At 66.9% G+C, this 25,223-nt stretch carries 24 protein-coding genes; 17 read left to right on the top strand and 7 right to left on the bottom strand.

What is annotated here, in order from left to right; all coding sequences use genetic code 11:
- Positions 1 to 102: 102 nt before the first annotated feature.
- The 3 genes from KIK09_RS11010 to KIK09_RS11000 are packed head-to-tail and all read left to right on the top strand — an operon-like array spanning position 103 to position 1,442.
- Complete coding sequence (locus KIK09_RS11010; RefSeq protein WP_214318630.1) at positions 103 to 477, top strand: hypothetical protein; 375 nt, start codon at positions 103 to 105, stop codon at positions 475 to 477.
- A 12-nt stretch (positions 478 to 489) separates the two neighbouring features.
- A complete protein-coding gene (locus KIK09_RS11005) occupies positions 490 to 801 on the top strand; it encodes a hypothetical protein (protein ID WP_214318629.1) in 312 nt (103 codons plus the stop codon).
- Entirely contained in the window at positions 798 to 1,442 is a 645-nt protein-coding gene (locus KIK09_RS11000) for a hypothetical protein (protein ID WP_214318628.1), read from the top strand. The genes KIK09_RS11005 and KIK09_RS11000 overlap by 4 nt, the downstream gene beginning before the upstream one ends.
- Before the next feature lie 41 nt (positions 1,443 to 1,483).
- Here the strand turns inward: KIK09_RS11000 and KIK09_RS10995 are convergent, their stop codons facing one another.
- Positions 1,484 to 2,890: an aminotransferase-like domain-containing protein gene (locus KIK09_RS10995; RefSeq protein WP_214318627.1), complete on the bottom strand. Its 1,407-nt coding sequence runs from the start codon at positions 2,888 to 2,890 to the stop codon at positions 1,484 to 1,486.
- Here KIK09_RS10995 and KIK09_RS10990 point away from each other — a divergent pair.
- From KIK09_RS10990 to KIK09_RS10975, 4 genes are read left to right on the top strand one after another with little or no spacing between them, the layout of a single operon-like run.
- Entirely contained in the window at positions 2,889 to 4,115 is a 1,227-nt protein-coding gene (locus KIK09_RS10990; RefSeq protein WP_214318626.1) for an aminotransferase class V-fold PLP-dependent enzyme, read from the top strand. The genes KIK09_RS10995 and KIK09_RS10990 overlap by 2 nt on opposite strands.
- Complete coding sequence (locus KIK09_RS10985; RefSeq protein ID WP_214318625.1) at positions 4,115 to 5,377, top strand: MFS transporter; 1,263 nt, start codon at positions 4,115 to 4,117, stop codon at positions 5,375 to 5,377. Before KIK09_RS10990 ends, KIK09_RS10985 begins: the two co-directional genes overlap by 1 nt.
- A gap of 29 nt (positions 5,378 to 5,406) precedes the next feature.
- Positions 5,407 to 5,901, top strand: coding sequence for an SRPBCC family protein (locus tag KIK09_RS10980; protein ID WP_214318624.1), 495 nt, complete (start codon positions 5,407 to 5,409; stop codon positions 5,899 to 5,901).
- Positions 5,898 to 6,275 (top strand): YrdB family protein, encoded by a 378-nt coding sequence (locus tag KIK09_RS10975; protein WP_214318623.1) that lies wholly within the window; start codon positions 5,898 to 5,900, stop codon positions 6,273 to 6,275. Before KIK09_RS10980 ends, KIK09_RS10975 begins: the two co-directional genes overlap by 4 nt.
- Positions 6,276 to 6,284: 9 nt before the next feature.
- Here KIK09_RS10975 and KIK09_RS10970 read toward each other — a convergent pair whose 3' ends face one another.
- Entirely contained in the window at positions 6,285 to 7,142 is an 858-nt protein-coding gene (locus tag KIK09_RS10970) for a CE1 family esterase (RefSeq protein ID WP_214318622.1), read from the bottom strand.
- A 113-nt stretch (positions 7,143 to 7,255) separates the two neighbouring features.
- Here KIK09_RS10970 and KIK09_RS10965 point away from each other — a divergent pair, with 113 nt between their 5' ends.
- Positions 7,256 to 7,936 (top strand): response regulator transcription factor, encoded by a 681-nt coding sequence (locus KIK09_RS10965; protein ID WP_214318621.1) that lies wholly within the window; start codon positions 7,256 to 7,258, stop codon positions 7,934 to 7,936.
- Entirely contained in the window at positions 7,933 to 9,390 is a 1,458-nt protein-coding gene (locus KIK09_RS10960; RefSeq protein ID WP_214318620.1) for a sensor histidine kinase, read from the top strand. Before KIK09_RS10965 ends, KIK09_RS10960 begins: the two co-directional genes overlap by 4 nt.
- A 20-nt stretch (positions 9,391 to 9,410) precedes the next feature.
- Here KIK09_RS10960 and KIK09_RS10955 read toward each other — a convergent pair whose 3' ends face one another.
- A complete protein-coding gene (locus KIK09_RS10955; RefSeq protein ID WP_214318619.1) occupies positions 9,411 to 10,070 on the bottom strand; it encodes an esterase/lipase family protein in 660 nt (219 codons plus the stop codon).
- Between the two features lie 63 nt (positions 10,071 to 10,133).
- Here KIK09_RS10955 and KIK09_RS10950 point away from each other — a divergent pair, with 63 nt between their 5' ends.
- From KIK09_RS10950 to ilvA, 3 genes are all read left to right on the top strand, one after another.
- Positions 10,134 to 10,754: a TetR/AcrR family transcriptional regulator gene (locus tag KIK09_RS10950; RefSeq protein ID WP_214318618.1), complete on the top strand. Its 621-nt coding sequence runs from the start codon at positions 10,134 to 10,136 to the stop codon at positions 10,752 to 10,754.
- Between the two features lie 264 nt (positions 10,755 to 11,018).
- The gene (locus KIK09_RS10945) at positions 11,019 to 11,486 is read left to right on the top strand and encodes a GNAT family N-acetyltransferase (protein ID WP_214318617.1); all 468 of its coding nucleotides are present in this window, start codon (positions 11,019 to 11,021) and stop codon (positions 11,484 to 11,486) included.
- Positions 11,487 to 11,752: 266 nt separating this feature from the next.
- Positions 11,753 to 13,003 carry a threonine ammonia-lyase IlvA gene (gene ilvA / locus KIK09_RS10940; RefSeq protein ID WP_214318616.1) on the top strand — a complete coding sequence of 417 codons (1,251 nt, stop codon included), beginning with the start codon at positions 11,753 to 11,755 and terminating at the stop codon, positions 13,001 to 13,003.
- Here ilvA and KIK09_RS10935 read toward each other — a convergent pair.
- Together KIK09_RS10935 and KIK09_RS10930 are read right to left on the bottom strand one after the other, a co-directional pair.
- On the bottom strand, positions 12,987 to 14,411 hold the full coding sequence (locus KIK09_RS10935; RefSeq protein WP_214318615.1) for a purine-cytosine permease family protein: 1,425 nt from the start codon (positions 14,409 to 14,411) through the stop codon (positions 12,987 to 12,989). The two genes, ilvA and KIK09_RS10935, sit on opposite strands and share 17 nt — an antisense overlap.
- Before the next feature lie 2 nt (positions 14,412 to 14,413).
- Positions 14,414 to 15,550, bottom strand: coding sequence for a serine hydrolase domain-containing protein (locus KIK09_RS10930; protein WP_214318614.1), 1,137 nt, complete (start codon positions 15,548 to 15,550; stop codon positions 14,414 to 14,416).
- An 85-nt stretch (positions 15,551 to 15,635) separates the two neighbouring features.
- On the opposite strand from KIK09_RS10930, the gene KIK09_RS10925 reads away from it, so the two are divergent.
- The 5 genes from KIK09_RS10925 to KIK09_RS10905 all read left to right on the top strand — a co-directional run bounded on the left by KIK09_RS10925 (position 15,636) and on the right by KIK09_RS10905 (position 21,248).
- Positions 15,636 to 16,535, top strand: a complete 900-nt coding sequence (locus tag KIK09_RS10925) for a LysR family transcriptional regulator (protein ID WP_214318613.1) — start codon at positions 15,636 to 15,638, stop codon at positions 16,533 to 16,535.
- Between the two features lie 243 nt (positions 16,536 to 16,778).
- Positions 16,779 to 19,268: a DUF262 domain-containing protein gene (locus KIK09_RS10920; protein ID WP_214318612.1), complete on the top strand. Its 2,490-nt coding sequence runs from the start codon at positions 16,779 to 16,781 to the stop codon at positions 19,266 to 19,268.
- Between the two features lie 64 nt (positions 19,269 to 19,332).
- Entirely contained in the window at positions 19,333 to 19,632 is a 300-nt protein-coding gene (locus KIK09_RS60560; protein WP_214318611.1) for a transposase, read from the top strand.
- A gap of 300 nt (positions 19,633 to 19,932) precedes the next feature.
- Positions 19,933 to 20,328, top strand: coding sequence for a PadR family transcriptional regulator (locus KIK09_RS10910; RefSeq protein ID WP_308164021.1), 396 nt, complete (start codon positions 19,933 to 19,935; stop codon positions 20,326 to 20,328).
- Positions 20,329 to 20,399: 71 nt separating this feature from the next.
- Positions 20,400 to 21,248, top strand: a complete 849-nt coding sequence (locus KIK09_RS10905) for a hypothetical protein (RefSeq protein WP_214318610.1) — start codon at positions 20,400 to 20,402, stop codon at positions 21,246 to 21,248.
- Between the two features lie 364 nt (positions 21,249 to 21,612).
- Here KIK09_RS10905 and KIK09_RS10900 read toward each other — a convergent pair whose 3' ends face one another.
- Together KIK09_RS10900 and KIK09_RS10895 are read right to left on the bottom strand one after the other, a co-directional pair.
- Positions 21,613 to 23,694, bottom strand: a complete 2,082-nt coding sequence (locus tag KIK09_RS10900; protein WP_214318609.1) for a UvrD-helicase domain-containing protein — start codon at positions 23,692 to 23,694, stop codon at positions 21,613 to 21,615.
- Position 23,695: 1 nt separating this feature from the next.
- Positions 23,696 to 25,219: a serine/threonine protein kinase gene (locus KIK09_RS10895; protein ID WP_308164019.1), complete on the bottom strand. Its 1,524-nt coding sequence runs from the start codon at positions 25,217 to 25,219 to the stop codon at positions 23,696 to 23,698.
- Positions 25,220 to 25,223 lie beyond the last annotated feature (4 nt).

Here is a 25,223-nt window from a genome sequence, read left to right as displayed (position 1 = left end):
CACAAAATCCTCTCGAGCAGGCCATCAGCGAAGGCCTGCAGTTGGGTGATCTCGCCGACCGCCCGTTGCCACTTCCTGTGGTACCTGCGATCATCGGGGCCCGTGATCGCGTCGGGCAGGGATGATGATGAAATCCGCGGGCAGGCAGAGGCGGCGGATGGGTCGATGAGTGCCGTTGTGGGCGCTGACGGCCTTCTCGAGCGGCTGCGGCTCAGTCCTCGGACGACGCGGTTGGACGGGGCAACGTTGGCAGATCAGATCGTGGCTGTTGTGCGAGCCGCACAGCAGGACAGACTGAATCGGGTCGACGACATCGGGGACGAAGCCGCAGGCGAGGGCACGGATAACGACTCTGCTGATTTCGACGTTCAAGAGCTCATTCTGCGAGTGGAGGAGCTGGAGTTCCGTGCATATGGAGACCTGTCCCGCATGAACGCAGTGCTGGATGAGACCCTTCGGAGACTGGACGACGCGTGAGGGAAGCTAAAAATGGCTGACTTTTATGGCGACGAAGTGGTGACCGACGCCGTCGGGAGGGCCGCAGCGGGTACTGATTTCCAAATGCTGGCCGATGAGACCGCTCGGTTCACCAGAAATCTGCGCGTTGAGTTGAGCAGCGGCAACCCACTCCCTTATGAAGAAGTAGGCGGGTATCACGACCACATAGGGAATCTGCTGGACGAGTATGACGAATTGGTCGGCCAACTCGGCGATACGGGAAGTGGCCAGCGCCTCATGGCCTCCACCAACGTCGCAGCAGAGGACGCCATCCGCCAGGCCGTCCGGCAGATCTCCGCATGACGGTTCTCGCGGCAGGCTTCGCCATGCTCGGAATCCCGGAGCCGGACTTCGAAGCTTTCGACCGCCATATCGCAGCATTGGAAGCGGCCTCCGACCGCCTTCGTACGGTCGTCTCTGACGGCAAGCGAGCGCACAGCTTGGCCGGGGCGAACCGCGGGCCCGCTACCGATGCGGTGAACGAGTACATAACTGGTGCAGAAAGCCCGCTGTCTCAGGCTTCCGACCTGCACCGGCGCCTCTCGGCCGCGGCCGGAGGGCTCAAGATGGCCAAGTTCGCTCTGACGGCGGTCGGGAGCATCGGCGCCGCGATTGCCGCCATCTCCGTGGCGGCTATGGTGAATCCCGGTGTCCGGAGCTGGGTGAATCTTATGAAGGCACGGCTGGGGAACCTGCTTCGTACGATGTTGCGGAAGATCGGACTTCTCTTCAAGCGTCTTTTCCAGTTCCGCAAGAAGCGCAGAATAACCCAGGAAGTGCATGGCGACCTCGTTATGAAGTGGCTGCAGGAGGGCAGAATAAAGCCCTCCTTCGAGGGAGCGATGGAGGGCTGCCTCGGGCCAGGAAAGACGCGGTACAAGTATCCCCCTGACCTTGAGGAAGCCATCCAGGCGGAGATCAAGAGGCGAATGGGCGGGACCTGATCAGCGCTTCCATCGGACGTACATGAAGCGGTCCTGACGCCTCAGCCGATGGTCCGGGCCGCGGTGCCGAGGCAGCGGGCGCCCTCGGTCAGCTCGGCCGTGCTCGCGGCGGCGGCGAAGCCCAACCGGAGATAGGCGTCCGTGGGTTCCGCGGGAAAGTAGCGGCTGCCGGAGTTGACGGCCACGCCGTGGGCCCGTGCCGCGTCGGCCATGGCGGAGTCGTGGCACCCGGGCGGCAGCCGTACCCACAGGTGCAGTCCTCCGGCCGGGACCCGGGTGAGCGTCCAGCCGGGAACCTCGCGGGCGAGGGCCTCGGCCAGCACCGCGCAGCGTTCCCGCAGCGCCGTGGACAGGGCCTGCAGGTGCCGCTCCCAGGCCGGTGTGCTGACCAGCTCGACGGCCGCCTCCTGCAAGGGCCGGGCGATGAAGAAGTCGTCGACGTAGCGCATCCCTATCAGCCGCCGCATCACCGGGCCACGGGCGATCACCGCGCCGATGCGCAGGCTCGGCGACGCGGGCTTGGTCAGCGAGGTCAGGTGTACCACCGTGCCGTGGCGGTCGTCGGTGACCAGCGCGGGCGGCACCGGCCGGCCGTGCCCGAGGTGCCGGGCGAAGTCGTCCTCGATGAGGAAGGCCCCCGCGGCCCTGGCCACGTCGATGATCTGGCCGCGCCGGGCGGGGGCGAGCACCGTGCCGGTCGGGTTGTGGAACGTCGGCTGGCAGTACAGCAGGCGGGCACCGGTCATGGCGAACGCGTCCGCCAGCAGTTCGGGACGGATGCCGTCCTCGTCCATCGGGACGGGCACGGGCCGCAGACCAGCCGCCCGTGCGGCGGCCAGCGCGCCGGCGTAGGTGGGCGACTCCATCAGGATCGGGCTGCCCGGTGCGGCGATGGCCCTGAACAGCATCGACAGGGCCCCTTGGCCGCCCCCGGTGACCAGCACGTCCTCAGGGGTCACCGTGCTTCCCACCTGCCGGGCGAAGATCGCGCGAAGCGGCGCCAGGCCCGCCGTCGGTGCCCGGTGCCACGCGTCAGGGCGGCGCGCTGCCCGTGCCAGAGCCGCGCCCAGCGCCCGGGTCGGTTGCAACGTCTCGTGCAGGTAGCCCCCGGCCATCGAGATCGCACCCTCAGGAAGGGGGTGCGACGCCTCGACGGCATGGGCCGGGTCGAAGTCGCGCCCGGCCAGCGCCACCGCCTGCCAGGAGGTGTCCGGGGCGTCGGCCTGCGACCTGGCGACGCGCGGGGCGACGAACGTGCCGCTGCCGGGACGGGTGACCACGGCGCCCTCGGCCGCCAGCGTGGCGATGGCGCGCGACACGGTGCCGGGGCCGACCCGGTAGCGCTCGATCAGCTCCCGGCTGCTCGGCAGGCGGTCGCCGGGCGCGAGCCCGGTCAGCAGCGCACGCAGCCTGGTTACCAACTCGCCAGAAGTGCTACTGTCTGACATGAGAGATCACAGTAGCACTTCTGTCCGCACTCCGGAACCACTACTGAACGTCGCGGCACTGCGCGCCGACACCCCGGGCGCCGAGCGGGTCGTCCACTTCAACAACGCGGGCTGCGGCCTGCTGGCGGCTCCGGTGCTGTCCGCGATGCTCGACCACCTGAACCTGGAAGCGGTCATGGGCGGCTACGAGGCCGCCGCCGCCCGCGCCGAGCAGGTGCGCGGCTTCTACACCGAGATCGCCGCCCTGATCAACTGCACGCCCGACAACATCGCCTTCTCCGGCAGCGCCACCCACGCCTACTCCACCGCGCTGTCCTCCATCCCGTTCGAGGCCGGGGACGTCATCCTGACCACCCGCAACGACTTCATCTCCAACCAGATCGCGTTCCTGTCCCTGCGCAAGCGGTACGGCGTGCGGATCGTGTACGCCCCCGACACTCCCGAGGGCGGCGTGAACGTGGCCGCGATGGCCGAGCTGATGCGAGCGCATCGCCCCAGGCTGGTCAGCGCCACCCACATCCCCACCAACTCCGGCCTGGTCCAGCCGGTCGCCGAGATCGGCAGACACTGCCGTGAACTGGATCTGCTGTACCTGGTCGACGCCTGCCAGTCGGTCGGCCAGTATCCCGTCGACGTCGCCGAGATCGGCTGCGACCTGCTCACCGCGACCTGCCGCAAGTTCCTGCGCGGCCCGCGCGCCACGGGATTCCTGTACGTGTCCGACCGCGTCCTGCGGGCCGGTTACGAGCCGCTGTTCATCGACATGCACGGCTCCCGCTGGGTCGAGCCCGGCCGGTACCAGCCCGCCGAGACGGCGGCCAGGTTCGAGGAGTGGGAGTTTCCCTACGCCTCCGTGCTCGGTAGCGCCGCCGCCGCACGCTACGCCCGCGAGGTCGGCGTGGACGCCATCGCCCGCCGTACGCCGGCACTGGCGGCCCGGTTGCGCGGCCTGCTCGACGCTATCCCCGGAGTGCGCACGCTCGACCGCGGACCTGAGCTGGGAGCCCTTGTCACGTTCGAGATCGCGGGCTGGGAGGCGCAGCCGTTCAAGGCGGCGATGGACGCCCGAGGCATCAACTCGGCGCTCAGCTTCCGCGAGTTCGCGCAGTTCGACTTCGGCGACAAGGACGTCGACTGGTGCCTGCGCCTGTCGCCGCACTACTACAACACCGAAGAGGAAGTCGACCTGGTCGCCGCCACCGTCGCCGAGTTCGCGGGTCACTGATGACCGAAACCCTCGCGCCGCCCGCGCCGCAGGCGGAGAGCCTGCGGCGCAACGGCGACTTCATGAAGTTCTGGCTCGGCGAGACCGTTTCCCTGTTCGGCACCCAGGTCACCAACCTCGCGTTACCCCTGACAGCCATCAGCGCGTTCGGCGCCACGGACGAGCAGGTCGGGCTCCTGCGGTTCCTGCAGCTCGTCCCCTTCCTCGCGCTCGCCCTGCTGATCGGAGTATGGACCGACCGGGTCCGGCGCAGGCGCGTCATGCTGGCCGCCAACCTCGTCAGGATGTCCCTGCTGGCACTCGTACCGGTCTTGTACTGGTGTCACGCACTGAACCTGCCGGTGTTGCTGGCCATCGGATGCGCCGTCGGCATCGCGTCGGTGTTCTTCGACGTGAGCTGGATGTCCTACGTGCCCACCCTGGTGAAGAGCCCGACCCGCTACGTCGAGGCCAGTGCCAGGCTGAGCGCCAGCTCCTCGGCGGCCGACGTGGCCGGTCCCGGGATCGCCGGTGTGCTGGTGTCGGCGTTGGGCGCACCGATGGCCCTGGTCGTGGACGCGGCCTCGTACGTCGTGTCCGTGGTCTCGCTGCTGCTGATCCGCACCCCCGAGCCACGCCCGCAACCCGCCGCCGAGCGGCACGCGTTGACGGAACTGCGCGACGGGCTCCGCTGGGTGCTGGGCGACAGGATCCTGCGCGCTCTGGCACTGATCGGGTTCTGCTGCAACTTCTCGATGATCACCGTGTGGACCATGTTCCTGCTGTACGGCTCCCGCGACCTCCATCTGCCCTCGACGACCCTCGGCGGCATCTTCGCTGCCGCCTCCGTGGGCGGCCTGATCGGCGCGGTGATCTCCGGACGGGTCATCAGGCGGTTCCCGCTCGGGCGCGTCTACCTGGTCGCGCAGTCAGCGCTCCTGCTGGGGCCGACGCTGATCGTCACGGCCGCCGGGCCCATGCCGGTGATGATCGGTATGTTCGTCCTTTCCTTCTTCACCACGTACCTGGGCCTGGGCGTGGCCGGAGTCATCATCGTCAGCCTGCGCCAGGCCGGCACGCCGCAGTCGATGATGGGGCGGATGACGGCGGTGTTCAGGACGCTGCTGTTCGGCGGCGGCGCCCTCGGCGGCCTGTCCGCCGGTCTCCTCGCCGGTCAGCTCGGCGCCAGGGGCGCGCTCACCGTGGCCGCGATCGGCTCGGCCACCGTCGTCATCGGACTCGTGGTCTCCCCGGTCAGCAGGCTGCGCACCCTGCCGACGTGATCAACCCTTCTGAAACACTGAGGAAGCACATGTTCGACCGTCTGCTCTATCGCGGTCCCTCGCTCGAGGTCCTGCACGAGGAGTACGCCAAGAAGGGGCGACTGGACGAGCGGGCACCGCTCACCGCCTCCTTCGAAATCCGCATCGAGGCACCCCTCCAGCGAGTGTGGAAGCTGCTGAGCGACCCTTCCCGATGGGGACTCCTGGACCCGGCCATCCATGACATCAGACTGGACTCCACCGTCGCCGTGGACGCCGGCTTCACCTGGAAGAACGGCATGGCGCGGATCAAGTCACGCTTCGCCGTCGTCCGACCCGAGCGGGAGATCACCTGGACCGGCGTGTCGGCGGGGGCGTACGCCGTGCACCGGCACGTGCTGGAGGAGACCGCCGACGGCGCCACCCTGGTGCGGACCGAGGAGTCCATGGGCGGGCCGTTCCTGATCCTGTTCTTCAACAACGCCAAGCTCCACGCGACGCTGGAGAAGTGGCTCACCGGACTCAAGAAGGCGGCCGAGGCATGAGGATCGCCAGGCCGGGTCCGGTCGCCGACCGCGACTGGACCCCGCTCACCGTCGCCAACGCGGGGCTGGCCTTCGCCCTGGAAATGGGCATGCTGGCCGCGTTGTGCTACTGGGGGATCAAGACCGGCAACGGTCCCGTCCAGCGGACGCTGCTGGCTGTGGGCGCGCCGGTCCTGGCAGGCGTGGTGTGGGCGCTGTTCCTCGCCGCCGGAGGACCGGTGGTCCCGCTGCCGCTCGCCGCGGAGATCGTCGTCAAGCTGGCGACGCTCGGTACGGCCGCGCTCGCCCTCTACGACAGCGGGCTCACCACCCTGGCCCTGGTCTTCGGTGGCCTCACGGTGGTGAGCGTCGCCGTGGAGTACACCGCCGGTTGAGCCCGGGCATTACCGCTTGGCGTGGGCCGCGAAGAAGTCCCAGATGACCGACGTGGCGTCGAGGGCCTTGGACGGGGGGTCGGCCCGCTCGCGGACGACCTCTCCGCCCGGCCACTGGTGCCCGGCTCCCTCGATGGTGATCAGGCTGACGGCGCGGCCGTGCGGGCAGCGGGCCAGTTCGGTGGTGACCGGTCCCGACGTGGTGACGGTGGGGCTGCCGCAGTGGTCGATGGCCCGCCAGCCGGCGATGATCTCGGGCACCGGCGGCCCGTCGATCTTGGCGAATCCGGTGCCGGGGGCGCCGTCGAAGCGTACGTTCTGGTCGGCCAGGCCATGGATGTGGATGACCGACAGCGGCGCGGGCCTGGGGCAGTCGCCGAGCCGCGTCGTCGCCACGGGTCCGATGGCGGCGAAGATCTTCGTGTCGCAGGCCAGCCGGTAGGCCATCATGCCACCGTTGGAGATCCCCGTGGCGTACACCCTCTTGGGGTCGACGCGCAGCTGACGGCCGATGTCGGCGACCATCCGGGTGATGAAGGCGACGTCGTCCACCTGCTGCCTGCCCGGCCTGCCGCAGCAGCCGTCGCCGACGTTCCAGGCCCTCGGCCCGTCGGGATAGGCGACGGCGAAGTGCCGCCTGTCAGCCTCCGCGTCCCACCCGTACGACTTCTCGGCCTGCTTCGCCGAGCCGAAGCCGCCGTGCACCATCACCACCAGCGGCGCCTTCGCCAGGAGCGACGCGGGCCGATAAAGACGGTAGCTCCGCTCCCGCCCGTCCACGTTGATCGTGTGGACGGTGGTGCCGCGGGAGCTCGCCGCGGCGCCGCTTCCGGCTGCGTACGCTGTGGCCAGGACGGCGAATAACACCGCCAGACTTGTACGAATCCTCCGCATGCGTGAACTTCCCTTCGGCCGATGAATGATCTCCGGCAGTGAACCCGACCTCTTTGGCAAATTCGTGAGACCCGAGGAGCGCTCCGATGACCGCGCACCGGATACTCGCCGTCGATGACGACCCGGCGATCCTGCGTTCCTTACGCCGCGGCCTGCGGCTTGCGGGATTCGGTGTCGAGACCGCCGAATCCGGGCGGCAGGCGCTGGAACTGGTCGACAGCGCGGACGCAGTCGTGCTCGACGTGTCGATGCCTGGCATGTCCGGGATAGACGTGTGCTCGCGGCTACGCGGCCTCGGCTCGGAGATGCCCGTGCTGATGCTCTCGGCCATGGACGAGGTCGCCGACCGGGTGGCCGGGCTGGCCGCGGGCGCGGACGACTACGTCGTGAAGCCGTTCGCGCTGGAGGAGCTGGTCCTACGGCTGCGCGCCCTGCTGCGCAGGGCCGGTAGCGCTCCCGGGACGACGGTACGAGCGGGCCCGCTGACGATCGATCCGGCCGCCCGCCGGGTCGCGCTCGACGGCCGCGGCATCGACCTGACCCGGCGCGAGTTCGACCTCCTCGAGACGCTGGCGCGCAACGCCGGCCTCGTGCTGTCCCGGCAGGTGCTGCTGGAGCGGGTCTGGGGATACGACTTCGAGGTGACCGACAACGCCGTGGACACCTTCATCGGTTATCTGCGTCGCAAGCTCGAGGCCGCCGGCGAACCCCGGATGGTGCACACGGTCCGCGGGGTCGGGTTCGTGCTGCGGGTGCCCCGATCATGAGGTTGTCCACCCGGTTCGCCGTCTGCTTCGCCGTACTGGTCCCGTTGCTGGTCCTGCTGGCCGGGCTGTTCGTGCTGCGCCTGGTGTCCGAGGACATGTACGCCGAGCGGGACAGGCAACTGGTCGCGCGCTTGCACGCGCTGATACCCGTGGCCTCCCTGTACGCGTGGCAGGCTCATCAGGGGAAGGCGCCGGACCTGCTCGAGCAGCGGCTGGTTGAAGCGGCCACCGGCGGCAACCTGGGCGGGGCGTATCTCGAGGTCGCGAGTGCCAAGCCGCTCGCCATCGGGCACCTGCCCGCCGGGCCGTATGTCCCCGGACCCGCCAGCCCGTACCCGACGGGTGTCCCTGGACCTGCTGACCTCATCAGCGGCGGGCGGCGGTGGCGGTTCGTACAGGCGGACCTGGGGCAGCGCGACCGGCTGTGGCTGTTCGAGCCTGAGGCGTACCTGAACGAGCAACGCTGGCAGCTCGCCCGGCGCGTGCTGCTGTCCACGCTGGTCGCGACCGGCGTGGGCGTGGTGGCGGGCCTGGCGCTCGGGCGGCTCGCCGTACGACCGGTGACGGTGCTCCACCGGCAGGCTCGCGCGATCGACCTGCCTCGCGGGGGGAGCAGGCTGGCGACCGGCTCGGGAGCCGTCGAGGTGGACTCACTGGCCGAGCTGGTCAACGAGCTGCTTGACCGGCGTGACGCGGCGGTGGCGCGCACGGGCGAGGCGCTGGAAACGGCGCGCGCCTTCGCCGCCACCGCGGCGCACGAGCTGCGCACCCCGCTGACCAGCATGGGCACCAACCTGAGCCTGCTCGACCACCCGGAGCTGGACCCGGCGGAGCGGGCCGAGGTCGTCGCTGACCTCAACGCCGAGCACGGCCGGATCCAGCGGTTGATCACCATGCTGAGCAGGCTGGCACGCGGCGAGCTGCTCGACCCCGCGGCCTTCGTGCAGGTCGACCTGGCCGAGATCGTCTGCACTGCGATCGAGGACGCGCGCCGCCGCCATCCGCACGCCACGATCACCATCACCTCCCGGGCTACGGGCGGGCTGCCTGTGCACGGGTGGGCGGAAGGGCTCCAGGTGATCGCGGACAACCTGCTGGACAACGCCGCGATCCACGGCATGGATGATCACGGCCGAGCTGCGATCACCGTGGAGCTTTCCGTGGACGGCGATGCGGCCGTCCTGTCCGTGCGGGACGCCGGTCCCGGCATCCCGCCCGCCGACCGCGAAACGGTCTTCGCCCGCTTCCACCGCCGCACCGGCAGCCCCGGCTCAGGCCTCGGCCTCACCCTCGTACTCCAGCAGGCGAGGCTGCACGGCGGCGGCGTCTCCGTCGCCGACCAGGACACCGGCACGCGGATAGAAGTGCGCCTGCCGCTCACCGGCCGCCCCACCCAACCCTCCGACGCCAGGTCCTGGCTGGAACAGCGGTACGGCTCAGCGATCAGGGCATGAGGGTCAGCCCGGCTCGTCGATCAGGTGGACGGGCAGTGTCCGTCGAGGGCGCTGAGGACGGCGTTGATGAACACCGGCGTCTTCGGCTCGTCGGCATGCTGCACGTTCGGGAACTCGGCCCTGCACCAGGTGCCGGCGATGACGTCGTTGCGGGTCTCGTCGAGCGAGCTCGTGAGCAGCGTGTACCGGACCGGGTCCGGGGTCGGGCCGCCGCTGTTGAGCTGCTTGATGAAGGTGCTGGTCGGGCACATCTGGCCGCCCTGGTTGGGTTGCAGCAGGCAGGCGGGCCAGTAGCCCAGCTGTCCGGTGCCCATCGAGACATAGCTGAGCGTCTTGTCCGCGCCGCCGAGGAACTTCAGGTAGTAGCGCGCGGACAGCCCTCCCATGCTGTGCCCGACGAGGCTGACCTTGGCGCCGCCGTGCTCCTGCCGTACCTGATCCACGAGGTTGCGGATGGCCTGGGCGTTGGCGATGTTCTCGTCGCCGGGGAGGGCGATCGCGTACGTCGGATATCCGGCCTGCTGCAGCGCCGTCTTCATCTGGTCGAAGTCGGTGGCCGCCCCGTGCCAGCCGTGGACCAGGATCACCGGTTCGCGCTGCGAGGCCATGACCGGCTGAGCGGTGCACGCTCCGGTCAGCAAGGTGAACGCGGCGATCAGGAGCGGTCGTCTCGGGAGCATGGGCGCACCTCTCGGATTTCAGTTACCTAGTACTCGGTAAGTGAACGCGCTATGTTTAGCACCGTGATCCGAACCGGGCAAGACCCAAGCAGGCGGGAACGCGCCCGCCAGCGGCGCGAGGAGATCATCACCGTCGCCGCCGGGATGTTCGCCCGCGGCGGTTACCGTGGCACGTCGCTGGCCGACGTCGCGGCCGAGGCGGGCATCACCCAGCCCGGCCTGCTGCACCACTTCGGCAGCAAGGCGGGCCTCCTGCTCGCGGTGATCGAGCGGCGCGACAGCGACAGCGAGGCGTTCGCGATGGAACTGCTGGGCATGGAGCCCTCCGGGGTGCTGAGAGCCATGCCGGAGTTCGCACGCCGCAACAAGGAACGGGCCGGGCTGGCCAAGCTGTTCACCGTACTGGTGGCCGAGAGCCTGGAACCGGACTCACCCGGTCACGAGCACTTCGTCGAGCGCTACCGCGCGATGCGCGCGATCGTCGCCGAGAACATCCGTTCCGCCCAGGCCGCCGGTGTCACCCGCCAGGACATCGACCCGGTGGCCAAGGCAGCCGAGATCATCGCGACCCTCGACGGACTGCAGACGCAGTGGTTGCTCGACCCCGACGCCGTCGACATCGTCACCGGCGTCGAGTCCTACGCCCGCACACTGGAACGCGACCTGGCCTGCCCCCAGCGATGACCAAGCTATGCATCCAGCAGCCGCACTGATGTCGGCGTGATGTGCTCGTTTCGGTACGTGCACGAGCTGCGCCTGTATCACGGTGATGTACGGCTGGCAGCTGCGCTTACGTTCACCGGAGCTCAGCTCGAGTGAGTGGCCGGTGGGGCATCGACCACTCCGAAAACCGCTGGACACGCTCCAGGGCGCTCCGCAATCATCCGCGCTGTGACAGATGAACCCGCCCGCCGGTCGGTGAGATTCGTTGATCTCTCGAGCACGGCCATGACCGCCTTGCTGGACGACGACCTTGCCCGGGCCAGTGCCGAAGCAGGAGTCGAGCTCACGGACTACTTCCTCACTGATCAGGCGAAGTGGGTTTGGCGGTATCGGGTCAATCAGCTGGCCTCGGACCCGGGTAGCGCGGGGTGGCTCACCCGAGCTGTGGTGGCCGAGCCCGAAGGCGTCGTCGTGGGGTATGCCGGGTTCCACGGGCCGCCCGATGAGTCGGGCATGGTGGAGATCGGCTATTCGGTGGCCCCCGGCTACCGTCGTCAGGGGTACGCCAGGACGATGTTGACCGAGTTGATGCGTCGCGCCGCCGCCGAATCCGCAGTCAAGACCGCGCGGGTGACGATCAGCCCCGAGAACACCGCTTCCCTGGCCACGATTTCCGGATTCGGCTTCGTGGAGGTCGGAGAGCAGTGGGACGAGGTGGACGGCCTTGAGCTCATCTTTGAAGTCCCAGTCTGAATGGGCTGCTGCCGGAAGGCGGCTCTCCGTCCCAAAGAGCCCGGTCAACGTTTCCGGTCACAGCACCAGGCACTGAGCGCGGGCACCTCATTGATCCATCCACAGGGTCGACCGACGTCTGACAGGCGCGGTGGGAATCGCACGGCCTGTCGAGCTCGTTGTATCGATGTGCTCGCCTGACGACAGGCGCTGTCTCAGTGATCGTCGCCACTACGCCGCGACGCCTTGCTAACATCCCCTGATCAACCGCTGTGCCAGGAGTATGTATGACCGACCGCCTCACCGCCGCGATGATCAGTCATGCGGCCGAACGGTTGCGGCCGGTGGTGCGTCGTACCGCGCTGGAGCCGAACCAGCGGCTGTCCGACCTGCTCGGCGCTCAGGTGCTGCTCAAGCGTGAGGACTCGCAGGTCTGCCGCTCCTACAAGGTGCGCGGCGCGTTCAACCTGATCGCGTCGCTCACGGAGGAGGAGCGGCGGCGTGGTGTGGTCTGCGCGAGCGCGGGCAATCACGGGCAGGGCGTGGCGTTCGCCTGCGCGCGTCTGGGGATCAGCGGTCGCGTGTACGTCCCGTCCACCACGCCGCGGCAGAAGCGTGAGCGCATCGCCGCGCTCGGTGGCGACCGGGTTGAGGTCGTGGTCGGCGGCGGAACCTATGACGAGGCGAGCACCGCCGCGCACGCCGACAGCGAGCAGACCGGCGCGATCTACGTGCATCCGTTCGACGACATCCGGACGATGGCCGGGCAGGGCACAGTCGGTCTGGAGATCCTGGCGCAGTCCACGCAGGCGCCGCACACCGTGGTCGTCCCGGTCGGTGGCGGCGGCCTGATCAGCGGAATCGCCGTCTGGCTACGCGAGCACGCACCCGGCACCCGCATCGTGGGCGCCGAGCCCGCCGGAGCGGCAAGCATGCGCGCCGCCCTCGACCACGGCGAGCCCCTGGCTCTGCCCGAGTTGGACACCTTCGTGGACGGCGCCGCCGTCGGAAGGGTGGGAGACTCCACGTTCCCGCTGGTCAAGGACTTGGTCGATGAGGTCGTCGCGGTCGATGAGGGTGCGGTCTGCACCGAGATGCTGGATCTCTACCAGACCGATGGCATCATCGCCGAGCCCGCCGGAGCTCTCGCGGGAGCTGCAGCCCGCGAGGTCCTGCCGTACTCCTCCGGAGGGCCGGTGGTGTGCGTCGTATCAGGCGGCAACAACGACGTCAGCCGGTACAACGAGGTGCTGGAGCGCTCCCTCGTGCACATCGGGCTGCGACACTACTTCCTGGTGACCTTCCCGCAACGCCCCGGCGCCCTGCGCCACTTCCTGGACGAGGTCCTGGGCGAGGGCGAGGACATCATCGTCTTCGAGTACGTTAAGAAGAACAACCGCGAAACCGGCCCGGCGCTCGTCGGCATCGAACTCGAGCGGGCCGGCGACCTCGACAGTCTCCTGTCCCGCATGAAGGCCAGCCCGCTGACGGTGGAGCGCATCCCACCCGGCTCGCCCCTGTTCACCTTCCTTCTCTGATTTCCCGTGTGCCACTTGGTGCTTCCGCGGGGTAGGACGCGGACGCGCCCTGGACCTGTCGTCGGCTGCTGGCCCGCGAGTAGCCGTAGTAGAGGACTGTCGATACGACGAGCCCGATGATCCAGGAGATGTCGGCGCCGCCGAGGCGCTCGGCCATCGGGCCGGTGTACAGCGGTGTGTCGATGAACGGGATCTGCAGGGCGATGGCGATCAGGTAAGTGACGATGGCTGGCCGGTTGACCAGACCGTAGGCGCCGCGAATCTTGAACAGTTCGCCGATGTCGTAGTTGCCCCGGCGTACGAGGTAGTAGTCGGTGAGGTTGATCGCGGTCCAGGGCACCAGCAGGTACAGCAGGAACAGCGTGATGTCTTCGACGGTGGTGAGGATGTGTCCGTTGGCCAGCAGGATCCCGGCGGTGACCAGCACCGAGGTGATGAGGATGAAGACGGTGCGGACGCGGGCGTTCGCGGCGCCGTGGCCTTTGGCGGAGATCGCGCTCATCGCGGTGAGGTACATGCCGTAGTAGCCGTACGCGCCGGCGGGCACGACGCCGATGAGGATGGCGAGCAGGATGACCGGACCCAGGCCGGGGACCAGGTGGCTCAGCATGCCGATGGCGTCGTCGCCCACCTGCTGGGCGCTGATGGTGGCGGCCAGGGCGCCGAGGATCATCACCCATGACGCGCCCAGGGCGGAACCGGCGTAGGTCCACAGGAACGTGGTGCGGGACGGCGTGTCCTCGGGCATGTAGCGGGAGTAGTCCGACACGTACGGCGCCCAGGTGAGTTGCCAGGACACGAAGATCGAGATCGCGAGAAGGATGGTGCCGAATGTCGGCGCGGGCCCGCTGGGCACGTACGCGGGTAGCTGGGCTCCGAGCGCGAAGGTGAGGATCACGAACACCACCGCGGACAGAACGCTGACGACCCGGGTGGACAGATGGATGACCTTGTACCCGACGATCGCGAGGACCGCGGGGATCGCGACCTGGATGACCACCGAGGCGGTCAGCGGGATGTGCGCCCAGTGGGCAAGGGCCTGGCCGGTGATCACACCGCCTTCGACGGCGAAGCCGAGGTACATGGCCAGCACCATCGCGACGGGCAGCAGGGCGCCGAGGAACCCGAACTGGGCTCGGCTCTGGATCATCTGCGGGACGCCGAGGCGAGGGCCTTGGATGGAGTGGTAGGCCATGAACAGGCCACCGACGAGGTTGCCGATCAGGATGGTGGCGATCGCCCAGGTCAGGTTCAGTCCGACGGTCACCGCGAGGACGCCGGTCACGAAGCCGGTGATCTGGACGTTGCTGGAGAACCAGATCGTGAACAGGTGCCAAGGCTTGCCGTGGCGTTCCTCGGCGGGGATGTAGTCGATTGAGTGTCGCTCGATTGTTTGCGTGCGCTCCATGGTCAGGTCTCCTGGGGGACGATGGTGCGGGCGATGGCGGACAGGGCTTGGATTTCACGCGAGTCATCCGCAACCGGTGCGTCCTCGGCGGAGAACTTCGCGACCAGCACGTCGGCGACCGGGTCAAGCCACAGGTACTGGCCGAAGATGCCGACGCCATAGAAGCTGCCGTGATCGTCCCCCGGCACCCACCACTGGTTCTTGTAGGTGCCGTGGCGGGCGGAGTCAGGCTCCTCACTGGTGTTGAACTGCCCGCCGTTCCGGGTCTGTTCGATCCAGGAAGCCGGGAGAACGGCCTGGCCGTCGCGGTATCCGCGGTCGAGCACAAGGCGCCCGAACCGGGCCAGGTCCCGTAGCCGCATCCCCATCCCCGCGCATGCGTAGGGGGTGCCGAACTCGTCGACGGTGATGAAGGCGTCGGCTTCGGCGCCGATGCGCGACCAGATATAGCGTGCCATCAGCTCTCGGTAGTCCAGCCCCGCGGCGCGTTCGAGCACCCAGGCGAGCACGTCGGTGGTGCCGGAGCAGTACTGAAAGCCCGCTCCGTGTTCACCGGCACCGCGGAGTCCTGCCAGGAACGGGCGGGTTCCCGCGACGTCACCCGGCCGGCGGGGCCGCCACCCTGCGGCGCGATCGCCCGCGTGAACCTCCGCGTCCGGGTTCAGGTAGGTCATGTCGTAGTGCGGCGCCGCCGTCATGTCCAGCAGCTCCTGTACGGCTGCGCCGCCGAACGAGCCGTCGGCCAGCTCGGGGACGTACCGGGACGTTGGCGAGGCCAGGTCGATGAGGCCCTCCTCGACGAGGCACCCGGCGAGCATCCCGCAGAAGGACTTGGAGATCGACATCACGATGTGCCGCGTCGCGGGCGTGAATTCATCGACGTACCGCTCGAACACAATCTGCTCGCCGCGCATCACCAACAGAGCGTCCGTGCGGGTACGCGCCAGGAACTCCTCCCCGCTGATCTCCGCGCCTTCGCCCCACGGCAGCGCGAGGCCGCTCCAGTCCAGCGGCTCGTCGGCAGAGCCGAACTCACGTGTCGGGCCGTCACCGCGCGACAGGAGAGCGCAGGGCACCAGGTGCTCCACCTGGTGCAGGCCGTGGCGGTGGTAGGGCGGCGTCACCCAGTCGCGATTCATGCCGACGATGGTGACTCCGGCCTATTCCAATGTCCAAGACCTAGTGTTCGGCAGTATCCATGCCTGTCCGGCATAATGGCTCGTCATGGAGCTGCGTCACCTGCGGTACTTCCTCACTGTGGCCGAGTGCGGAACGGTCACGGCGGCAGCCGCTCGCCTCCATGTGGCGCAGCCGGCGATCTCACGGCAGCTCCATCGACTGGAGCGCGACCTCGGCGTGGAGTTGTTCACGAGAAACGGACCGCGTCTTGTGCTGACACGCGCCGGGCGTCAGATGCGCGACGTCGCCGCGGACATCGTGACCCGGGCCGACCGAGCAACCATGGTCGCGCAACAGATGGCAGGCGGCCTGTTGACCCGTGTCGTCGTCGCCGCGGCACCAACCACGATCGAGTACGTCCTGGCGCCGTTCGTGGCCACGCTTTCCCCGAGCGACCCGTTCGTGTCCGTTGACTCGGTCGCCCCCGATGCCGTTCACGAAGCGGTACTCGCCGGGCACGATCTGGGCGTGGCCGCGACAGCACCCCCGACCGGTCGGCTGGTCTGGACCCGCCTGACCAGCGTCCCGCTCCGCGCCTACGTTGCCCCTGACCACCCATGGGCTCAGCGACGGACCGTGCCGCTGGAGGAGCTGGTGCACGCGCCGCTCCTCATCCCGCCGGCCACCGACCCAACCCGCCGCGTCCTGGACGAAGCGGTCGCCCGCGAACAACTGCGCTACGACAGGTACGAGCAGATCGCCTGGCCACCCCTGAGCCAAGCCCTCGCCGCAGCCGGACGCGGCGTCGCGGTCGTCACAAACCTCGAGCAGTTCGGAGCCCACCCGATCTTCGTCACCGACCACCGCGCGCAGAAGGTCCTGCTGACCATCCACGCTTGCTGGGACCCAGACCACTACGCCGCCACCGCCCTGGCAGAATTCGCCGCCCGCTTGGCCACTTTCGCCGACACCGAGGTACGGCAGGCAGCCCACTCGGTCAGCTAGCGCGCCAGCCGTAGATGGTGTGGTGCCGGGAGCACGGACAGCGATCACTGACAGCCACTTGGAATCGAGTTTCTCCGGAGGGGCAGCCGGCACGGGCTACCCCAAGCAGGCACACGGGCCCATGCGGCGAAAGCCGTGCATACAACAGGATTTTGCGATCTAGAAGACGGTAGCGCTGTGTCAGCTTAATGTGGCGCATGGTGCACGTGCTCTCGGTCATCCAGACAGGTCGAAAGGGCTGGCATGAAGGCGAACGAGACGACGCTTCGTAGGCTCATCCAGGGCGACCAGCAGCTGCTGGTGCCGTTGTACCAGCGCCACTACACCTGGGAGCGCCCGCAGCTGCGCCAACTCTGGGCCGACATCGTGGCCCAGATCGACATGCTGGCTCAGGGCAGGGAGAGCGCCCCCAGCCATTTCCTCGGATCGGTGGTCCTGGCCCCCGGCCCGGAGCTGGCGCCGAGTCGGTCGCAGTGGATCGTGGTGGACGGTCAGCAGCGGCTGACCACGCTCATGCTCGCCCTGTGCGCCGTCAGAGATCACATGGTTGCCGAAGACCCGGAAGCGAAGGATCGGATCAACGAGCTCCATCTGATCAACAGATGGCAGCGAGGCGAGATGCGTTATCGGCTACTGCCCACTCAGACAGATCGCGCCGCCTTCAAGGCGTGCGTCGACGGCTCACCGGACGGCAAGGCCGACAGCCTGGTCGGCAACGCCTATCAGTTCTTCCGCAGCATGCTCAGAGAGTTCGACGACCCAGCTGATCCGCACGACCTCGCCCGCGTGGAATCGGTACTGCTCGACCGTCTCAACCTGGTCCAGATCACGGTGGAGAAGGACGACAACGCCTTCCGCATCTTCGAATCGATCAACAACACCGGAATGCGGCTCAGTCAGGTCGACCTGATCCGCAACTACGTGTTCATGTGCCTACCCACCCGTGGCCAGCATGTCTACGACGACTACTGGATGCCAATGCAACGGCTGCTCGATGCCAAAACCATGGAACAGCTCATGTACCTGATCCTGGTCCTCAAGTCGGGTGAAGGAGCTCAGTACAACGCAATCTACCGTGGTCACCAGGAACTCCTGCTAGGCCTAGCCGGTGACGAAGCCAAGGTCGAGGGGTACGTCAGGGACCTTTACCACCGTGCCCGACACCTCAAGCTGATCCTCGATCCTCCCCGCGACCTGCCCTTCGCTGAACACCTGCAGTTCCTCAAGGAATGGCAAGCTAGCACCGCATATCCGCTGATTATGCGGCTTCTTGAGTTCCGCGAAGACGATCACATTCATGATGACGAGGTCGCCGAAACACTTACCTACGTCGAGAGCTTCATCGTCCGCCGCCTAATCGCCGGGGTGACCACAGGCAACCTCAACCGCATCTTCCAGCGGCTTGCTGTGCAACTCGATCCTGACGACGACCTGCCACGGGCCGTCAGGACCGCGCTCTCGCCCGCCAGACTCTACTGGCCCACCGACGAGCAACTACATGACGCCGTCCGCAACCGCGCCTTCTACTGGCAAGGCCGTGCAGCCCAGCAGAAACTGGTACTGCGCCGCCTGGAAGAGTCATTGGGCAGCAAGGAATCTGTGGATCTGACCGACAAGCGGATCACCATCGAACATGTGTTGCCTCAGTCTCTGACGGCGGATTGGCTGGAGCAGCTGACTGGCGATGAAGGTGAGCACCGGCAGTTCGTTCACACCCTCGGTAACCTCACCCTCAGCGGCTACAACTCCGAGCTGGGCAACAGCTCCTTCGCTGCCAAGCGCCGGCAGCTGGGACAGAGCGGCCTGCGGATGAACCAGGAGATCGCCGCCTACGAGAAGTGGGGTAAGGCCGAGATCCTAGCGCGTGCAGACCGGCTGGCGGATCGAGCAATCACCATCTGGCCCGGCCCCGACGAGGCCGGACGCGAACCAGCTCCCTCACGCGACTGGACGCTGCTGTACAAGGCGCTGGCCGCGCTCCCACCGGCGACTTGGACGTCCTACTCGGATGTGGCGGAACTGATCGGCTCGCACCCAGTTCCGGTGGGTGTACATCTGGCCACGGTGCCTGCGCTCAACGCCCATCGGGTTCTGATAAAGCAGGGCAAACCCTCCGAGAGCTTCCGCTGGCCTGATCCCGACGATGACCGCGATATCCATGAGGTACTGCTGGCGGAAGGCATCGCCTTCGACGGCAACGGCTGCGCCTCACCTGATCAGCACGTCAGCGCGCGCGAACTTGCCCAGCTGCTTGAGCTGCCCGGGGCCATGGACCTGGCTGAGACCGAGAGCACCGAGGACTATGAGGAAGCCAACCATGAGCGTGAGCAGCGGTTCGTACAGCAGCTCAATCAGCAAAGCGGGCCGCAGGCCGCCGGCGCTGTTCAACGGGTCCTCGACGATTGGCGGAAGAAGGGGCGTGAGGTGCAGTACGGCACGTCCACCGGAGCCTCATGCGCGCCGATCATCAAATTGCAGGGGAAGCCGCTATACGCCGTGCGCTTCTACGCCAAGACCGTGGAGTTCCCGTTCGGCTTGCTCAAGAACCGACCGCCGTTCGACGATCTTGCGCTTCGGGAAGAGTTGCGAGAGCTGCTCAACAGCGCACCGGGCGTGGACATCCCCGTGGCCAAGCTGGAGCTGTACCCCTCAATCAAGAACACACAACTGATCAACGTGGCAGTCTTCGATGTCATCATCGCAGCCCTGGACTTGTTTGCTGCACGCGTCTGAGGTGCCTAGCAGATTCCGGACAGTCGGCTACATAGGCTGACAGAAGTCTGGAAGAGGTAGGTACGTGACAAGGCGTCGTAGGCACTTCTCGCCCGAGTTCAAGGAAGAAGCCGTCCGCATGGTGCTGGAGGGCGAGCGAACGGTCGCGGCGGTGGCCCCGGGAGTTCGGGATCAACGCCAGCACCCTAGGCAGTTCGGTGAATCGGCATCGGATCGTGCACGGCCAGGACGAGCAGCCGGTCTCCGGGCCGGACCGGGCGCATGCTCGAGAGCACAGCCCGCAGTCCGCCATCGTTGGCGGCTCCGAACGTGTCGGAGAAACCGGCGGCCCTATGACCAGCGGCCGCGTATGAGTACCACCTGACAGCTAAGGGTGCCGAGCTGGTCGACCTGCTCATGGTCATGACCAGCTGGCGGGCAGTGGCTCGCGGGCGAGGCCGGCCCACCAGTGCTCTACCGCCACCACGCCTGCGGCGAATTCAGCCACGTCGACCTGCGCTGCGCCCACTGCGGCCGGCCGATGCCCCGGCGATATCGACCCGCTGCCAGGCCCAGGCGCGGCCATCTGACCCCGTCCACCGTCACGAGCACCCGCCAGCCCGAAAGGAGGCCAGTCGCCGCATCGACGATTTGTTGAAGCCGTATCTGGCTCCAAGAGCGCAGCATGCGCGAAATGCGGACAGATACACGGTGGCTATGTAGAGTTCTACATATGAGCGGCCCGCGGATGACCATGCAAACCCAAGCCCTGCTAAGGGCTGCGCTCAGCGAACCCACGCGTGAGTGGTACGGGCTGCAGATGTGTGAGGCGACTGGGCTGCCATCAGGGACGATCTACCCAATCATCGCGCGCCTTGAGGCGGTGGGTTGGCTCGAAAGCAGGTGGGAGGATGCGGACGAACATGTAGCAGAAGGCCGACCCAGGCGACGCTACTACCGCCTTACTGCGGATGGGGTGGAGCTAGCACGTATCTCGTTGGCCAAGGCCTATGAGAAGCGCGTTACAGCCAGGCTGCCCCTTGGTCGGGGCCGTCGGGCCTCTCCAGGGGGGTCCTCATGAAGACCATGCCTCGTCGGTCCAACCGACAGCGTCGGTCACATGCCCGATCTTTGGATCAGTTGACATGGGGTGTGCGACTGGTCGTAGAGCGCGCGATCCATGTCACTAAGGCGATTAAGGAGGTCCATGGAGCGGACGCCCTAGCGGCAACTCTCGACGATGTAATGACTGGCGCGGCCGTCCACGCGCTGCAGGTATCAAGGGCGCATGATGCGGCAACGGCTGCTGAAGCGGCGGCGAACGCAGCGGTGCGCGCTGTCACAGCTGCACAGGTTGTCAGCGACGCGGTGGCGAGAAGCAGGTTGATCAAGCGCACTGCTCGGACGGCGGTAGTAGTTGATGAGCTGGTGGAACTGGCGCGTCAAAAGGCAAGCACGGCCAGAATCAAGAATGCTGCTGCTGGGCTGGTACGGGCAGAAGCTGAAGCGGCCGCAACTGTGGCGCGTCAAGCACGCTCATCCGATGTCGACGTTATTGCCGAGGTTGAGCTCCGCTCGCTCAGGGCCGCGTACGAAGCAGATCAGTCGGAGTTGGAAGCCAGATTGGCGGCTGACGAAGCCGATCATATATCGCTAACCCTGCTAGTTGTGGTGGAGGAATCGCTGACAGCGACGACGTTGGCCTGTCAGCGTCTCGCCGCGTCGCAACAACTCTTTCGGCAGTGGCCGGCAAGCGGAGTTGTAGGTTTGAGGAGAGCAGGGGCGCGCCATATCGTGCTGATGGCAGCCGGATTGCTGCCCTTGCCTGAACGCAGCCGTTGGTACGAGGAGTGGACGTCACAGCTGGTCGAATTACCCACACGATGGGAACGTGCCAAGTTCAGCTTGTCGTTGGCCTTAAGAGCAGCGCCGGAGTTGGCGTGGATATTGCGTCATAAGGGTCTAGATGGTGGGCGGCGTGGTGATACGCATGATTTCTAGATGAAAGCCGTTACTGCCATCGTTGGAGGTACGGGGACGATTGCGGCAGCTTTACTTCAGCCAGCTGTGAGCCTACTGCTAGGGATTCTTCTAATTGGCCTGCTCGGACTTATTGTAGGAGTCGTTTTCCATTCTTCTGAAGAACCAGCTGAGCGTGTAGAGCGGTTGATCAATGCGCTACGGACTGAGCGGGGCCGCAGAACCACTGGACTGCGACACCGCCGCAGACGAAAGGGCGGACTCGATTAACTTTTTGCCTTGGTCGTGGCTGCGAACATCGCGGTCGCCGAACCCTGCGTGATCGGCCGAATGATCGTCGCCTGGCGCATACAGGTGGCGGGATCGGCCCCTTTCCTTCTGGAGTCTATTGCTGGGACAGGAATGTGCTGCGGTGGCCATGCCAGGATACATACAGGCGCTCACGCGCCCGAGTACAGGCCACGAAAAGCAAGCATCGTTCGCGCTGAAGATCGTTACGATGGGCCTGTTCGTCGTCTGCGAGCGGAGTGATCGCGGAGAGTGGAGGAACCTGTTGTTCGCCGACGCCGACCACGGCTACACAGCGGAACTCCAGCCCTTTCATCCTGTGCATGGTGCCTGCGCGCACCACTTCGGCGTCGTCTGGTGTTTTTGCGAGCGATCCGGCAGGGATGCCCGCCAGCTCAAGCGCCCTTACCGCTGCGTCGGCGAGCATGCCCGACCGTGCGGCGACCCCGATCTCTCCCGGTGCGATCCCGGAGTTCAGCCATTCGCTTACCTTGGCGGCCAGGGCGGCCAGTTCAGCATTTTGGGTGGAGAATCCATTGAGCTCAGGCGGCCTGCCGTGCGTCTCTGAGCGGTAGCCGGCGACGGTGTCGAGCCCGCCGTCCATGTCGTCGATTGGCTCTCCTCGGAGCATTCCCAGGCTCCAAGCCAGGATCTCCGCCGTGGTTCGGTAGTTGATCCGGAGCCGCGACGATCGCCCGGCCACGTTGATGTCGACTTCGCGTAGGGATACTCGATTGCTGTAGATGCGCTGGTGGGTGTCGCCGGCGATGAAGATGTCGTCAGGCCCCTTGGGCACGGCGGCGCGGAGCAGCCTCCATTGCACTGGGTGAAGGTCCTGTGCCTCGTCGACGACGATGTGCTGGTAGGGCTTGGCCGCGCGGTCCCGCAGCAAGCGGGTTGCCTCAACACAGACGGTCTCATGTGTCCACATGCTGCGTTGTTCGAGCTCCTTGCCGAACTCCGCGATCGCCTCCCATACCTGTTCGCGCTGGTGGGGGCCCAACCGTCGGCCTCGGCCGGCGCGCCTGGCCGCGAGGTATTCCCCAGCGTCGGTGATCTCCTGGGCGAGGATCACTTGCCGCCACTCCTCGGCGAGGAAGGCTTCCGTGAACGGCAGTGTCAGCCGTTTGGCGATCTTGCGCCAGATCGCCTTCTCTTCCGCGGCACGCAGGATTGCCGGCCTGTCGTGCACCTCGGAAAAGATCCGGTGCGAGAGTTGGTCGACGTGCCGCACCTCAATGCCATCACGCGCCTTTGGAGAGTCGGCCAGCAGTTTGAGCCCGGCCTCCAGGGAGCCGGACAGGGTAGAGATGAACGTGGTTACGAGGACGGGGCCAGCGCCCAGACCCGCCAGATGATGGGCGCGGTGCAGGGCCACGACGGTCTTTCCGGTGCCCGGGCCACCAGTAACCCGGGCGGATCCGCTGTATCGGGCAGTCACGATCTCCCGCTGTGACGGATGCAGGTAGATGCGCCAGAGCGCGAAGGGGTGCCGGAAGACCTCCATGAGCTCTGCTGGGCCGTCTACCAGCACAACGCGGTCGGGCGATCGCTCGATCGCGGCCGTCAGGTCCTGGGTGTCGTACGGCTGGGTCGCGGCGCCCAGCTCGGCCCAGACCTCTTCCGGAGTGAGCCCGGCTGCTAGGCCATAGAGGGCGTCCCACTGGTTCTGTGGCAGGAAGGCCCGGGAAGCTTCGAGCTGACTGATGTCAGTCAGCACGCGCGCGAAGGCCAACGTCTGGTCGTCGATTCCGAGTCGTCGCAGGTCAGCGTCGGAGACGTGCTCGAAAATCCGGGCAGGAGTGTGTTGGGCAAGCTTCGCCAGCTCTGGAAGGGTGGCTGCGACGACGCCCGGGTCGTGGATTTCGATGCGACCTGTCGCCATATTGACCGAGACCTTGTGCCGCTCTGCCCAGTCGTAGGCAGCGTCGTGTGGCAGGACCTTGAGTAGCGTGAAGACGTCGCCGGTGTCCGGTGCGAGGACTACTCCGCGCCAGAACTGGGTGATCCGGACTGTGCGGAAGCGTGGATCGCGCGCGTTGTGAGGCTTCTCCAGGTGCACACCGGCGTGGGTGGCGGCCGCGAACTTGGTGAAGATCTCCTCGACCCGGTCTTGTACCTCGCGTTCCAGATCGCCGAACTCGCGCAGGAAGTCCCGATGGATTGCCAGCTTCGCCACGTCAGTGCCTCCTGATTCCGTCGAGAATCTCGCGAGTCTTAAGTACATGGGGGTGACCCGGGCCGTAATGGCGCTCCAAATCGGGGAGCAGGGCACCCAGCGTGCGGCCAGCCTCGGCGGTTCTGTTGGCGGCCAGCTCCAGCAGTCCGATCTGGCGACGTAGCTCAAGCAGTTGCTCGGTGTCCACCCCGAGACTGCGCTCGTCGTCCAGCAGCTTCCGCAATTGCGTCAGGGCCAGGATGTTCGCCCCGATCGCGGCGTGACAGTTGGCTTCCAGCAAGCGGCACCGGAGCACCACGTCGGCGGCGGGGCCGTGATGGACGCCGAGATCTCGGGCAAGCTCCTTGAAATGAGCCGCAGCCTGGCGATAGTCGCCGGCGAGGAAGAGCACGTCGGCCAGGTCGAGACGTAACCGCAGGACCTCCTCGTGCTGAGGGCCGAGCGTCATTGCCGCTCGGTCGTAGACGGCGGCCAGGACCGTGCCTGCCTGGCTAAAGCGGGATTCGTTCTGCAGGGCTCGTGCCTGCTTGCGGGCTCGTCCGATGTCGCTGGGGCTAAAGTCCGCTGGCAATGCCTGCCGTATCGGCTGGGGAACGTCTGTGGCTGGCGCTGTGGCCGACGGGACGCGGGCCAGCACGGCCGCGTACATGGCGGAGGGGTGAATCGTGTCGGTGACGTAGCCGGGAAGGGGCGGCAGCTCGCGGCAGAACTCCAGCAGATGTGCATGGATCTCCTCCGCGTTCGACGGTCGGTGTTCCGGTTCCTTGGCCAGCATCCAGAGGACCAGCCTGGCTAACCGATCCGGTACGCCCGCCCGTCTCGCGCATGGTGACCTGGGATTGACGCTCATGTGCCGATGCATGCAGGCCAGCGGGGTGGGCCCGCCAAACTGATTGGCGCCGGTAAGCAGCTCGTCGAGTACGACGCCCAGGCTGTAGAGGTCGCTCTGTGGACTGGTAGCACCGGACATCGCCTGCTCGGGAGCCATGTACTCGGGCGTTCCGACGACCGTGCCCGTGGCGGTCAGCCGGGTGGCGGCTGGTGACATCGCGGCGGCGACACCGAAGTCCAGCACCTTCACAGACCCGTCCGGACTGAGCATCAGGTTGGCCGGCTTGAGGTCTCGGTGGACCAGGGAGTGGCGGTGAGCTTCTGCCAGGACCGAAGCTGCTTGCGCTGCGATCGCGACGGCCCAGGCTATCGGGATCTGGTCGACCTCATCGAGCAGACTGGACACCGGCACTCCCGCAACGCGCTGCATCACCAGGTAGAGGTCGTCGCCCTGTTTTCCGGCGTCGTAGACCGCCGGGACTCCAGGGTGTTCGAGTCGGGCGGTGACTCGCGACTCGCGGACGAAGCGTTGTACCAGTTCGGGATCAGTGCTTCTGTCGACCCGGATGAACTTCACCGCCACCGGCCTGTCGAGCCGCTTGTCGTAGCCGAACTGGACCTCGCCCATACCGCCACGGCGGCTGGATAGAGGGTCCAGCTCGTAGCGTCCATCAATGATCGTCGGCCTGCTCACTCGG

The sequence above is a fragment of the Nonomuraea sediminis genome, assembly GCF_018531495.1.
In the GTDB taxonomy this organism is placed as follows: Bacteria; Actinomycetota; Actinomycetes; order Streptosporangiales; family Streptosporangiaceae; genus Nonomuraea; species Nonomuraea sediminis.
Note: the sequence above shows the minus strand (reverse complement) of the source record. Positions and strands in the feature narration are given on the sequence as shown.